Source organism: Clostridium peptidivorans, from assembly GCF_900205925.1.
GTDB classification, from domain to species: Bacteria; Bacillota; Clostridia; order Clostridiales; family Clostridiaceae; genus Clostridium_AK; species Clostridium_AK peptidivorans.
Map to the genome: position 1 here is coordinate 134,697 of NZ_OAOD01000006.1, position 13,149 is coordinate 147,845.

A 13,149-nucleotide genomic window follows, 5' to 3' on the forward strand; every position below is an offset into this window, starting at 1 on the left:
GATTTTGATTGGGGGAAATAAAATTTCAAATTTTAAAGTATTATTCAAATTTAAGAAAAATGAAGGGGGCTTCTAAAAAATGAAACGAAGAGTACTAGCATTATTAATAACCAGTATGGTTATAACAACAACACTTCTAGCAGGGTGTGGAGGGGGAAACAAACAAGCAACTAGTGGAAATGCTACGGCACCAAAAACACTTATTTATGCGCAAGGTTCTGATCCTAGGGGGTTAGATCCAGCTTATGTTGATGATGGGGAATCAGCTAAGATAATTGTAAATGTCTATGAAGGATTACTTCAATATAAAGAAGGATCAACAGAAGTAGAGCCATGTCTTGCAACAGAATGGAAGATAAGTAATGATGGAAAAGAATATACATTTAAACTTCGTCAGGGAGTAAAATTCCATGATGGAACACCGTTTAATGCAGATGCAGTAAAATTTAATATAGAAAGACAAATACCACCTCAAGTAAAAGATGACATGCCATATGCCTCCTTTACTTTTGGACCAGTACAAAAGGTTGAAAAGGTGGATGAGTATACAGTGAAGGTTATATTAAAAGAGTCATATACTCCTTTCTTAGCTAACCTAGCAATGTCTCTTGCAGCGCCAATGGCAAGTCCTGATGCTATAAAGAAAAATAATGGTAACTTAAACGAAAATCCTGTAGGAACAGGACCATTTAAATTTGTATCTTGGAAAAAGGGTGAAGCAGTAACTTTAGAAAAGAATAATGAATATTGGGGAGAAAAAGCAAAATCAGATAAAGTGGTATTTAAGTTCACTAAGGAAAACTCAGTACGTGCAAGTGAACTTATGACAGGAGCTGTGGATATAATAGATGGAGTTGACCCTAATGATATTAAAAAACTTACAGATAGTAAGATGCAATTATTTAATGAAAAGGGAATGAATATAAATTACATGGCATTTAATACATCTAGAGCACCATTTAACGATGTTAAACTTAGGCAAGCTATAAGTTACGCCATAGATAGAGAAGAGCTTGTTAAATACTTATATCAAGGTTTCTCAGATATAGCATATACTTCAATGCCATCTTTCATTCCAGGATTTAATGATAAATTAAAGTCTTATCAATATAATCCAGAAAAGTCAAAAGAGCTATTGAAGGCAGCAGGAAAAGAAAATTTACAAGTTAAAATGATTACTTATTCAAATCCTAGACCATACAATCCAGTAAATGGACAAAAGTTAGCTGAAGCTATTCAAAACTACTTATCAAAAGTAGGTATAAAGGCTACAATTGATGTTTATCCATGGAAGGAATACAAAGAAAAAATAGCTCAAGGCGAGGGGGATATATTATTTTATGGATGGAATGGAGATAACGGAGATGCAGATAACTTCTTATCACTGTTTGATTCAAAAGAAATAAAATCTACTTTAAATGCCGCTAGATATAATAATCCCAAAGTAGACGAACTTCTTGTAAAAGGAAGAAAAACTCCAAATGGGGAAGAAAGAAATAATATTTATAAAGAGATACAAAAAATAGTAGATGAAGATGCAGTTTGGCTTCCAATATCCTACGCAAAGAGTATGGCGGCTTACTCACCTAAAGTTAAAAACTTTGAACTTCATCCAACAGGAGTTGTATTCTTAAAGGATGTAGAAAAATAATTGACATAAGATTAAGAAACCCCGTTTAGCTACGGGGTTTCTACATAGGCATAATTTGTAGAAATCTACGATTTCATTACAAATTAGCCCATCTCATGATAATGAGATGTTTCATAATTATAAATCAGTACATAGTACTAGTGGCGTTAGATTAGAAATTATAAAAGGGGGCCAAGGAATATGCTAAAGTATATATTTAAAAGATTAGTGCTACTAATACCTGTAATACTTGGAGTATCTATACTTGTATTTTTAGTAATGCATGTTTTTACAACAGACCCTGCAAGTATTATATTAGGACAACATGCTACTGCAGAGCAGGTAGCAAACTTAAGAGAAGAATTAGGGTTAAATAAACCTTTATATCTACAATATTTTGATTTTATAGGGGGAGTATTTAAAGGAAGTTTAGGTAATTCACTTATAACTAAGACTTCAGTTACAGGAGAGATATTAGCAAGGTTTCCAGCAACTATTGAACTTGCTTTAGCAGCTATTATTATTGCTTCTATAGTTGGAGTAATTATAGGAGTAATATCTGCGGTAAAGCAAAATTCTTTAGTTGATTATCTTAGCATGGTAGGAGCACTTCTTGGGGTTTCTATGCCAATATTTTGGCTTGGACTTATGCTTATAATATTGTTTTCGGTTAAGCTTCACTGGTTACCTGTATCAGGAAGAATACAAATAGGTATGGAACCTGTGCATGTTACAGGATTTTATTTATTAGACAGCTTAATCACTGGAAATATGGCTGCGTTTAAAAGTTCGCTTCAGCATTTAATATTACCAGCAATAGCATTAGCTTCTTATTCAACTGCAATTATAGCTCGTATGACAAGATCTACTATGCTTGAAATTGTTAAGCAGGATTATATAAGAACTGCAAGAGCTAAAGGATTATATGAAAGAGTCGTTATACTTAAACATGCTTTAAGAAATGCACTAATACCAATAACTACAGTAATAGGACTTCAATTGGGTTCCCTTCTCGGAGGTGCTGTACTTACAGAAACGGTTTTTTCATGGCCTGGGGTTGGAAGTTATACAATTGATGCTATATTAAAGTCAGATTATCCAGTAGTTCAAGGTTCTGTAATGATCTTAGCGGTTGTATTTGTGCTTGTAAATTTAATAGTAGATTTACTATATGCATATTTAGACCCTAGAATAAAATACTCTTAATAAAGGAAACATCTCAAATGAATTGAGATGTGCTAATTTATTACGAAATCAAAGATTTCTATAAATTATGCAGGAGGTAATTTTAATGGAAACTAACGTAGAATTAGAGGCTCAAGTTGAAGAGCATGAAGAAAAATATAAACATTTAAAAAATACATTTAGTATTCTTATAAAAAATAAAGCAGCACTAGTGGGATTAATTATAATTTTGTTATTGACTTTGATAGCTTTATTTGCAAGCTTTATTATGCCTTATGATCCTTATGTAGGAAATTTGTCTGAAAGCCTTCAAGCGCCATCATCTGCACATATATTTGGAACAGATGAACAAGGAAGAGATATTTTAAGTAGAATTATAGATGGAGCAAAAATATCTTTAAGAGTAGGTGTTGCCTCTGTTGCTATTGCATTAAGCATTGGAACTGTAATAGGTGCAACTGCTGGATACTATGGTGGAAAGATAGATATGTTTTTAATGAGAATTATGGACATAGTTTTGGCTTTTCCATCGCTACTTTTAGCTATAGCATTTATGAGTGCTTTAGGAAGGGGAATAGACAAGGCTGTAATTGCAATAAGTATTGTCACAATACCTGAGTATGCAAGAATAGTTAGAAGCTGTATATTAGCTGTTAAAGAAAGTGAATATGTTCAAGCGGCAAAGGTAATAGGAAATAGCGATTTTAATATTATATTTAAACACATTTTACCCAATGTTATGTCTCCTATAATAGTACGCGCTACTTTAGGAGTATCTACAGCTATTTTGGAAACATCAGCTTTAGGGTTTTTAGGACTTGGTGTTCAACCACCCTTTGCTGAATGGGGAAGTATGCTTGGATCAGGAAGAGGATATTTCTATAACGCTCCCCACATAGTATTGTTCCCTGGTATAGCTATTACTATTACCGTATTAGCTTTTAATTTGTTTGGAGATGGGCTTCGTGATGCCTTAGATCCAAAGTCTAGAAAATAGAGGTGAGTGAAATGTTACTAGAAGTAAAGAATTTAAAAACTCAGTTTAAGATGAAAGATGGCCTGGTGAATGCAGTTAATGGAGTGGACTTTAATATAGATAAGGGAGAAGTTGTAGCAATTGTTGGAGAATCTGGTAGTGGGAAAAGTGTTACTTCCCTATCTATTATGGGACTTATTCCAAGCCCTCCAGGAAAAGTTATAGATGGAGAGATATTATTTAAGGGTGAAGATTTATTAAACAAAAATAAAAGAGAAATGCAGGATATAAGAGGAAGTAAGATTTCTATGATATTTCAAGAACCTATGACTTCGTTAAATCCTGTATTTACTGTAGGAAGGCAAATTTCTGAATCCATTATGAGACATGAAAAGTTATCTAAAAAGGCAGCGGGAAAAAAAGCAATAGAAATGCTTGATCTAGTTGGAATACCTTCTCCGGAAACAAGAATTAAAAATTATCCACATCAACTAAGTGGAGGTATGAGGCAGCGTGTAATGATTGCTATGGCTCTTACATGTAATCCAGAACTTTTAATTGCAGATGAGCCAACTACTGCACTTGATGTTACAATACAAGCTCAAATATTAGATTTAATGGTTAAGCTTAAAGAAAAACTTGGGACATCAATACTTTTAATAACTCATGACCTAGGAGTGGTTGCGGAAACTGCTGATAGGGTTGTAGTTATGTATTGTGGGAAGGTGGTTGAAAATGGAAGCGTAGATGAAATTTTTGAGAATCCAATGCATCCATATACACAGGGATTGTTAAATTCTATTCCTAAGATAGATGAGGAATGCAAAAAATTATTTATGATACCAGGTATGGTTCCAAACCCTTTAGATATGCCTGAAGGTTGTGCTTTTAGCAGCAGATGTAGTAAATGTAGTGAAAGATGCACATCAAAAGAGCCACCACTTATTAATTATAATGGAAGAGAAGTAAGATGCTTTTTATATAGTAACAAAGGAAGGAGGGAAGTATGATTATGGAAGTTTTAATGGAAGTAAAAAACTTAAAAAAATACTTTCCTATGCAATCTGGATTTTTAAGTAGTAATAAGGGATATGTTAAAGCTGTTGATGATGTTAGTTTTAATATATATAAGGGAGAAACTCTAGGACTAGTTGGAGAATCAGGCTGTGGGAAATCTACTACAGGAAGAATGCTTGTAAATTTGTTAAATCCAACTGAGGGTGACGTATTATTTGAAGGCAAAGATATTAGAGAGCTTTGTAAAAAGGATAAGAAAAATTTAAGTAAAAATATACAAATAATATTTCAAGACCCCTATGCGTCTCTAAATCCTAGAATGACCATAGGAGATATAATAGCAGAGCCTATGAAAATAAATAAAATAGTAGATGGCAAGGAACTTGAGAAAAGAGTTTTGAAGCTATTAAATTATGTAGGACTTGCAAGTTATCATAAGGATAGATATCCTCATGAGTTTAGTGGAGGACAAAGACAAAGAGTTGGAATAGCAAGAGCAATTTCTGTAGATCCAAAACTTATAGTGTGTGATGAACCAGTATCAGCATTAGACGTTTCTATACAAGCTCAAGTTTTGAATTTACTGCATGACCTGCAAAAAGAATTTGATTTAACTTATCTTTTTATAGCTCATGGTTTAAATGTTGTAAAACATGTAAGTAATAGAGTTGGGGTTATGTATTTAGGAAAGCTTGTAGAAATTGCAAATGATAATTGCCTATATAGCGATCCAAAACATCCATACACTCAGGCGCTTTTATCTGCAATACCTGTTCCGAATCCTAGGGCTAAAAAGGAAAGAATTATATTAAAGGGTGATGTGCCAAGTCCATTAAATCCTCCAACTGGCTGTAGATTTCATACTAGATGCTCTAAGTGTATGGATATATGTAAATTAGAAGAACCTAAAATGGTAGAAATAGAAGGAAAGCACAGCGTTGCTTGTCACCTTTATGATGCTAGTATGGCAGTAGAAAATAATTAGCGACAAGTTGGCGTGGCTATAGCTTTTAATGGCTAGTAAAGTGGTTGATAATGAATAATTGATATTTCAATAAGATAATAGTTTAGGATGAAAGTCGGCATAGGTCGGCTTTCTGTGTTTTTATGATGAGATTATTATATAACATAAATGCATATGATATAATTAAGGAAGTAAATTAAGATATATTATATATAAGAAACTTGAAAAGAAAGATTATTATTTAACAGTAGGAGGTAAATATATATGAATAAAAATATAGGTTTTATAGGATGCGGAAATATGGGTCAAGCCATCATTGGAGGATTAGTGAAATCTAATGTTGTGGGAAATAAAAAAATATTAGTAAGCAATCCTACTATGCCAGAGCTTGAAAAAGTGAAAAATCAATACGGAGTACTTATTACTACTAATAATAAAGACGTTGCTGAGTTTAGCGATATTATAATACTTGCCGTAAAGCCTAATAAGCATAAGGAAGTAATAGATGAAATAAAGGAAACTGTTAAAAAAGGTGCAATTATTATTACCATAGGAGCAGGAATTTCTATAGAATTTTTAAAGGAGTCTTTTAACACTGAAAATAAATTTGTAAAAGTTATGCCAAATACTCCAGCCTTAGTAGGAGAGGGTATGGCAGCAATATGTCATGATGGGTCTTTAATTAAGGAAGAGGAAATAGAAGTATCTTCAATATTTGAAAGTCTGGGAAAAGTAGAGTGGGTGGAAGAAAAACTTATGGATGCAGTAACTTCTATAAGTGGATCATCTCCTGCTTATGTATATATGTTTATAGAGGCTTTAGCAGATGGGGGAGTAATGCAAGGACTTGCTAGAGATAAAGCTTATAAAATGGCAGCTCAAGCAGTGCTTGGTTCTGCAAAAATGGTACTTGAAACAGGTGAGCATCCAGGACAATTAAAGGATAAGGTATGCTCCCCAGGAGGAACTACAATTGAAGCGGTCTATTCGCTAGAAAAAAATAATTTTAGAGGAACTGTAATTGAAGCGGTAAAAGTTTGCGGAGAAAAGTCTAAGAAGATGAGCGAAAAATAAAGAAATTGTGACAGTTTTAATATTGAATCTATCGTATGGGATTTACATTTAAGAAAGCGTTCGTTTCGCAAAAAAAGGTCTAATATTTCTGCCCTTAAAATATCTAAACCTTCTAAACTCGCTTTGCTCAAACAGTAGAAGGTTCTTAACGATATTTTAAGTTCAGAAATAAAGACCTTTTAGTGCTTACTCAATGCTTTCTACAATGTAAATCCTATACTATTATTCAATATTAAAAATATTACTTAGGCTCACTGACTGAAGGAAAGAATTTCGCTTTAGCGAAATATCCTTTTAAATTGATACTTATCAAAGGGCTGATAAGCCCGCAGACCGACAGGTCGTAGAGCATTATTCACCTAATTTTCTTTTAAGAGGCTTTAAGCATACTACCACATTGTTAACTTATAAATTAAATTTTCTATTCATTCCATTTATTTCTTATAAGGCCCTGTAACCTCTCAGGCTGTCGCCCTAAAAGATTCTTATGTACCAATTCTTAAAATGAAGATATTTTTAGTGTTGAATGCAGTATGGGATTTGCACTGTAGAAAGCATTGAATGAGCTTTAAAAGGGCTTTATTTATAAATTTTAAATATCGTATAGAGCCTTCTACTGTCTGAGCCACAGCGAGTTTAGAAGGCTTAGGTATTTTAAATTTATAAATATTAGCCCTTTTTAGCGAAATGAATTGCTTTCCTAGGTGCAAATCCCATACTGCTAATCAAACGTTAAAAATGGAATGCACTTTTTCTAAAAGTGCATTCCATTTTCATAGTAACTGCTTTCTTTGAATGCAGTAAATATTATATCTACATTTTCACAGCTGGTTTCTAGTATATGCTTTGTTACTATACCAGCAAACATATCTTGAACTTGTTGGCCTCTATCAAACCAGCCTACTTCAACAAAAACATAAGGAGTTACAATTTGGCCATCTTTTATTAAAGTAGTAGGTATAAGTTCTATGGTGAAGTACTCCCTAGGACATTCTAAAAGCCTTTGAAGCTCATCTACCATGTCTTTGCTTATTTTGCATATTTCAGATTCTTTAAGACCTCTAATTTTTATCTGCGGCATAACTTTCCTCTCCTTTAGACAAAATATTTTTTTCTTTTTGTTTTGATATATTCATATAGTTAGTTCCCCATATACCACCAAGTATTAGTAGAGAACCTATTATATGATAAGTATAAAACTTTTCTTTCAAAAATACTACACCTGCTACTATAGATACTATAGTAGATAAATTTGTGAAAATCACAGATTTGGAAGCTTCTAATTTTGATAAACTATAATTTACAAGAAAGAAGGCTACAACAGATGAAAGTAATCCTAAATAAAATATTGATATTAAAAAGTCCTTAGATTTTAGTGGGGCGAAATAATTTGTTAAAGTACCATTTACTAAATGAGTGAATAAGGATAAGAAGTTAAAGGTTAGTGCTGCTATACCCATCATAAAATAAGTGATTTCAAAAGAAGAAAATCTTGCGGAAACCTTCCTAGAAAGTATATTAAAAACAGATGCAGAAATAACTGCTCCTAGTAAAAGAAATGTTCCTAAAACACTATTAGAACTATTGCTGCTTCCGTTATATACCGTAATTAGTATTACTCCAGCCACTGATAAAACTATAAACATCCATTGAAATATGTTTGATTTTTCATTTAAAAAGTATATAGCTGCAATTGTTACGCATATAGGGATTAGGGCTATCATTATTCCAGCTTGAGAACTGGAGGAAAATTTAAGTCCATAGGTTTCAAAAATGAAATATAAAACAGGCTGAGCTAGTGCAACTAAAAATAAAGGCTTTAAATTTTTATTATTATAATTCACAGTTACTACTTTAAATAATATAAGTAAAGACATAAATATAAAGCCAACTAAAAACCTATAAGATAAAAGCTCAAAGGGAGAAGAGTGATTAAGAGCCTTTTTAGAAAATAAAAAACTAAGTCCAAATATAATAGCATAACATACAGATGCAATATATGGTAGAAAGTCTTTTTTAGAATTCATAACCTTACCTCCTGATTTTTTATAGTGCATAAAAATTAGTTTAGATGAAGGGGTCTTCACCTAAACTTTATAAACTGATTTTAAAATTATTAATCCTCAGACAAGTAATCTTCCCATTCTTCATATAGTTTTTCAATTTCTTCTTGAACTTTGATAATTTCTTTATTTACGCCCTCGCTTTTTAAAGGATCGGAATAAATTTCTTCAAGGCATAGTTGATTTTGAAGATCTACAAGCAGTTCTTCTTTATCGGCTATGGAACTTTCGAGATGCTTAACTTTAAGTTTTTTCTCTTTTTCTGCTTTTTCTATATCTCGTTTTTTCTTTTTTTCTAGGTGTATTTGAGTTTTAGTTTTACCTTCTTGTTCTTCTTCTATCATAAATCTATTTGGATTTTTTTTCTTTTCTACATAGTAAGAATAATTACCAAGGTATTCCTTGACGCCATCTTCATTTAACTCACATATTTTGTTAATAACTTTATTTAAAAAATATCTATCATGAGAAATAACCAAAACTGTTCCGTCGTAATCCATTATGGCATCTTCAAGCGCCTCACGGGACATAATATCCAAATGATTAGTTGGCTCATCTAAAAGTAAAAAATTTGATTTAGAAAGCATAAGTTTTAATAAATTAATTCTACACTTTTCTCCACCGCTTAGTTTATTTATTTCTTTAAATACATCATCACCAGTAAATAAAAAGGCTGCTAGTGCACTTCTGATTTGTGTGGTGGTCATATCTGGGAAGTTATCCCAAATTTCATCAAGTATTGTTTTTTCAACGTTCAAGTCGGACTGCTCTTGATCATAGTATCCTAAGAATACATTTTTACCAAGTAACTTTAAGCCAGTATCAGCATCGATATTATCCATGATTATTTTAAGCAAGGTGGTCTTACCCCTGCCATTTTCACCAATGAGAGCTACTTTTTCTTCACGCTTAATATCTAAATTTAATCCTTGAAAAAGTAATTTATCTCCATAGCGTTTACTCATATTTTCTACGTGAAGTACATCATTGCCACTTTTTATAAGAGTAGAAAAAGAGATTTTAGCTGCTCTAGGGTCTCTATCTGGGGCATCAATTCTGTCTATCTTATCTAAGGCCTTTTGTCTGCTTTCCGCAGCTTTTATGCTTTTTTCACGATTAAAAGATCTAAATTTTTCTATTATTTCTTCCTGCCTTTTAACCTCAGCTTGTTGTAAATTAAAAGCTTTTAGCTTTACCTCGTAATCTTTTTTCTTATAATCGATAAATTTAGTGTAATTACCATCATAAGAATTCATACGGCCATTTAAAAGTTCCATTGTTCTATTAGTTATTGCATCTAAGAAGTATCTATCGTGAGATATAATTATAATGGTTCCTTTATATGCCTTTAAATAATCTTCTAACCATTCAATTGCTTCTAAATCTAAGTGGTTAGTAGGTTCGTCAAGTAATAATATTTGAGGATTTGTAAGCAGGAGTTTACATAAGGATACTCTTGTTTTTTGGCCTCCACTTAGAAGATTTATGGTTTTATCAAAGTCTTGCTCAGTGAATCCAAGTCCTTTTAGCACCTTGCTTATTTCACCTTTATAAGTATATCCCCCACGATTGTTATATAGTTCCGTAGCTACAGAATAATCCTTTATTATTTTATTATGATATTCTTCATTAGATGGATCATAGGGTTCATTCATTTTAACTTCTAAACTTCTCATTTTATTTTCAAGATTTATTATATCTTCAAATACTTTAAGCATTTCATCATATATTGTATTACTGGAATCTAAGGAAAGGTGCTGAGAAAGATAACCTAAATTTTTATTCTTATCTATGAATAACTCTCCACTATCGTACTCCATAGTTCCCATAAGTATTTTAAACAAGGTGGATTTACCAGCGCCATTAGGGCCTATAAGCCCAATTTTATCACCTTCATTTACACTAAAAGTAATGTTATCTAATATAATATCTATTCCAAAAGTCTTATGAATTTCTTTCGAGCTTAAAACTATCATTATTAATTCACCTCTTTACCATTACTATTGTACTATGTAAAGTTAAATTTTTGTAGATATAAATTATCTTATGAACATTTATTAATACTTTTGCTATATTTTTCACAACATATATAGTATAGTAACAAAGATTATGGTAAAATATAAAAATGATTAAAATAAAATTTAAGAGGTGTAGTGATGGACAAGAAAAAAGATATATCAATGGCTGTAATAAAAAGACTGCCTAAATACCATAGATATCTTGGGGATTTACTTAAAAATGAAGTTGACAGAATTTCCTCAAAAGAATTGAGTAAAAAAATAGGCTTCACTGCTTCTCAAATTAGACAGGATTTTAACTGTTTTGGTGATTTTGGACAGCAAGGTTATGGATATAATGTTAAGGAATTGTATAACCAGATAAGTGGGATATTGGGTCTTACTAGGGAGTATAAAACTGTAATAGTAGGAGCAGGTAATATAGGGCAAGCAATAGCAAATTATACTAAGTTTGATAGGCTAGGTTTTAGCTTGCAGGCTATATTTGATATAAATCCTAAACTTGTAGGACTTAAAATAAGAGATATCGAAATAAACGATATAGATGGATTAGAGGACTACTTAAAGAAAAATTCAACAGATGTAGGAGTAATATGTGTTCCAAGTAAAGCAGCTCAAAATGTTGCAGATATATTTACAAGAAATGGCGTTAGAAGTATATGGAATTTTGCTCCAATTGATTTAAAGGTTCCAGAAAAAGTACACACCGAAAATGTTCATTTAAGCGAAAGCTTACTTACTTTAAGTTATTTAATGAGTCAGGATGAGAAATAGAGAGAATAATCAAGTATAATTTTGCGCGAAAATGTGTGAAAAATGTTGCTTGTTTATTTTTAAACAATTTAAGCTGTTGTAAATCAATATAATTTGGAATAAACTAAGGTTGTTTCCAAATTATTTTTTTAAGTTATTTTAAAAATATAAACTTTTTTGTTGAAAAGTGAATTTCTACGTTATATAATAAAATTGAGTATAAATATTTTATTTTTTATAAATGTTTGTTATAATATTAACAAGATTATATAAAAAAATTATAGGGAGGACAATTTGATATGGAATTTAAAAATGTTATCCTTGAAAAAGAAGGCAAGATTGCTATTGTTAAAATCAATAGACCTCAAGCTTTAAATGCATTAAACTCAGAAACTTTAAAGGAATTAGACATAATAGTTGATGATTTAGCAAATGATAATGAAGTATTGGCAGTTATACTTACTGGTGGTGGAGATAAGGCATTTGTAGCAGGTGCAGATATCACTGAAATGAAAGAGCTAAACACAATTGAAGGCAGGAAATTCGGAATACTTGGAAATAAAGTATTCAGAAAGTTGGAAACTTTAGAAAAACCTGTTATAGCAGCTATTCATGGATTTGCTCTTGGTGGTGGATGTGAAATAGCTATGGCTTGCGATATGAGAATAGCTACTACAAAGGCTAAATTTGGACAGCCAGAAGTTGGCCTAGGAATTACTCCAGGCTTTGGTGGAACTCAAAGATTACCAAGACTTGTAGGAATGGGAATGGCTAAACAGTTAATATATACTGCAGATATAATAAATGCTGAAGAAGCTTTAAGAATTGGACTTGTAAATAAAGTTGTAGAAGTAGAAAGTCTAATGGATGAAGCTAAAGCTTTAGCTAACAAAATAGCAGCAAATGCACCTGTAGCTGTAATGCTTTCAAAAGCAGCTATAAACAGAGGAATGCAATGTGATATAGATACAGCATTATCCTACGAATCAGAAGTGTTTGGAGAATGCTTCTCAACTGAAGATCAGACAGAAGGTATGACAGCATTTGTTGAAAAGAGAAAAGAAAAGAACTTCAAAAATAGATAGGAGGTAAAGTATAATGAATTTTTCATTAACAAGAGAACAAGAATTTGTAAGACAGATGGTAAGAGAGTTTGCTGAAACTGAAGTAAAGCCATTAGCAGCAGAAATCGATATAACAGAAGAATTTCCTATGGAAAACGTAAAGAAGATGGCTAAGCTTGGAATGATGGGAATACCATTTTCAAAGGAATATGGTGGAGCAGGTGGAGACGTTGTTTCCTATGCAATAACAGTTGAAGAATTATCAAGAGTTTGTGCTTCAACAGGAGTTATCGTTTCAGCTCACACTTCATTATGTGCATCAGTAATAAATGAGCATGGAACACCAGCTCAAAAGGAAAAGTACTTACCAGCACTTGCTAAGGGTGAAAGAATAGGTGCTTTCGG

12 protein-coding genes are annotated in these 13,149 nt (G+C 32.0%); 9 read left to right on the forward strand and 3 right to left on the reverse strand.

Features of this window, described 5'->3' with window-relative positions; translation table 11 throughout:
- The first annotated feature begins 79 nt into the window (after positions 1 to 79).
- The 6 genes from CRN98_RS07455 (at position 80) to proC (ending at position 6,846) form a co-directional block, all read left to right on the forward strand.
- Entirely contained in the window at positions 80 to 1,651 is a 1,572-nt protein-coding gene (locus CRN98_RS07455) for an ABC transporter substrate-binding protein (protein WP_097026799.1), read from the forward strand.
- Between the two features lie 180 nt (positions 1,652 to 1,831).
- On the forward strand, positions 1,832 to 2,836 hold the full coding sequence (locus CRN98_RS07460) for an ABC transporter permease (protein WP_097026800.1): 1,005 nt from the start codon (positions 1,832 to 1,834) through the stop codon (positions 2,834 to 2,836).
- 85 nt (positions 2,837 to 2,921) lie between these two features.
- Complete coding sequence (gene nikC, locus CRN98_RS07465) at positions 2,922 to 3,812, forward strand: nickel transporter permease (protein WP_097026801.1); 891 nt, start codon at positions 2,922 to 2,924, stop codon at positions 3,810 to 3,812.
- A gap of 11 nt (positions 3,813 to 3,823) precedes the next feature.
- The gene (locus CRN98_RS07470; RefSeq protein WP_097026802.1) at positions 3,824 to 4,801 is read left to right on the forward strand and encodes an ABC transporter ATP-binding protein; all 978 of its coding nucleotides are present in this window, start codon (positions 3,824 to 3,826) and stop codon (positions 4,799 to 4,801) included.
- A gap of 2 nt (positions 4,802 to 4,803) precedes the next feature.
- Positions 4,804 to 5,793: an ABC transporter ATP-binding protein gene (locus CRN98_RS07475; RefSeq protein ID WP_097026813.1), complete on the forward strand. Its 990-nt coding sequence runs from the start codon at positions 4,804 to 4,806 to the stop codon at positions 5,791 to 5,793.
- A gap of 243 nt (positions 5,794 to 6,036) precedes the next feature.
- Positions 6,037 to 6,846 (forward strand): pyrroline-5-carboxylate reductase, encoded by an 810-nt coding sequence (gene proC, locus CRN98_RS07480; RefSeq protein ID WP_097026803.1) that lies wholly within the window; start codon positions 6,037 to 6,039, stop codon positions 6,844 to 6,846.
- A gap of 754 nt (positions 6,847 to 7,600) precedes the next feature.
- Here proC and CRN98_RS07485 read toward each other — a convergent pair.
- The 3 genes from CRN98_RS07485 to CRN98_RS07495 all read right to left on the reverse strand — a co-directional run bounded on the left by CRN98_RS07485 (position 7,601) and on the right by CRN98_RS07495 (position 10,885).
- A complete protein-coding gene (locus CRN98_RS07485; protein WP_097026804.1) occupies positions 7,601 to 7,927 on the reverse strand; it encodes a DUF1904 domain-containing protein in 327 nt (108 codons plus the stop codon).
- Positions 7,908 to 8,873 carry a DMT family transporter gene (locus tag CRN98_RS07490; RefSeq protein WP_097026805.1) on the reverse strand — a complete coding sequence of 322 codons (966 nt, stop codon included), beginning with the start codon at positions 8,871 to 8,873 and terminating at the stop codon, positions 7,908 to 7,910. Before CRN98_RS07490 ends, CRN98_RS07485 begins: the two co-directional genes overlap by 20 nt.
- Positions 8,874 to 8,962: 89 nt before the next feature.
- The gene (locus CRN98_RS07495; protein ID WP_097026806.1) at positions 8,963 to 10,885 is read right to left on the reverse strand and encodes an ABC-F family ATP-binding cassette domain-containing protein; all 1,923 of its coding nucleotides are present in this window, start codon (positions 10,883 to 10,885) and stop codon (positions 8,963 to 8,965) included.
- A 180-nt stretch (positions 10,886 to 11,065) separates the two neighbouring features.
- On the opposite strand from CRN98_RS07495, the gene CRN98_RS07500 reads away from it, so the two are divergent.
- The 3 genes from CRN98_RS07500 to CRN98_RS07510 all read left to right on the forward strand — a co-directional run.
- Entirely contained in the window at positions 11,066 to 11,701 is a 636-nt protein-coding gene (locus CRN98_RS07500; RefSeq protein ID WP_097026807.1) for a redox-sensing transcriptional repressor Rex, read from the forward strand.
- Between the two features lie 278 nt (positions 11,702 to 11,979).
- A complete protein-coding gene (locus tag CRN98_RS07505) occupies positions 11,980 to 12,765 on the forward strand; it encodes a short-chain-enoyl-CoA hydratase (protein WP_097026808.1) in 786 nt (261 codons plus the stop codon).
- A 13-nt stretch (positions 12,766 to 12,778) separates the two neighbouring features.
- Positions 12,779 to 13,149 (forward strand): acyl-CoA dehydrogenase family protein (locus CRN98_RS07510; RefSeq protein WP_179632017.1); only part of this gene is annotated, 371 nt, incomplete at its 3' end.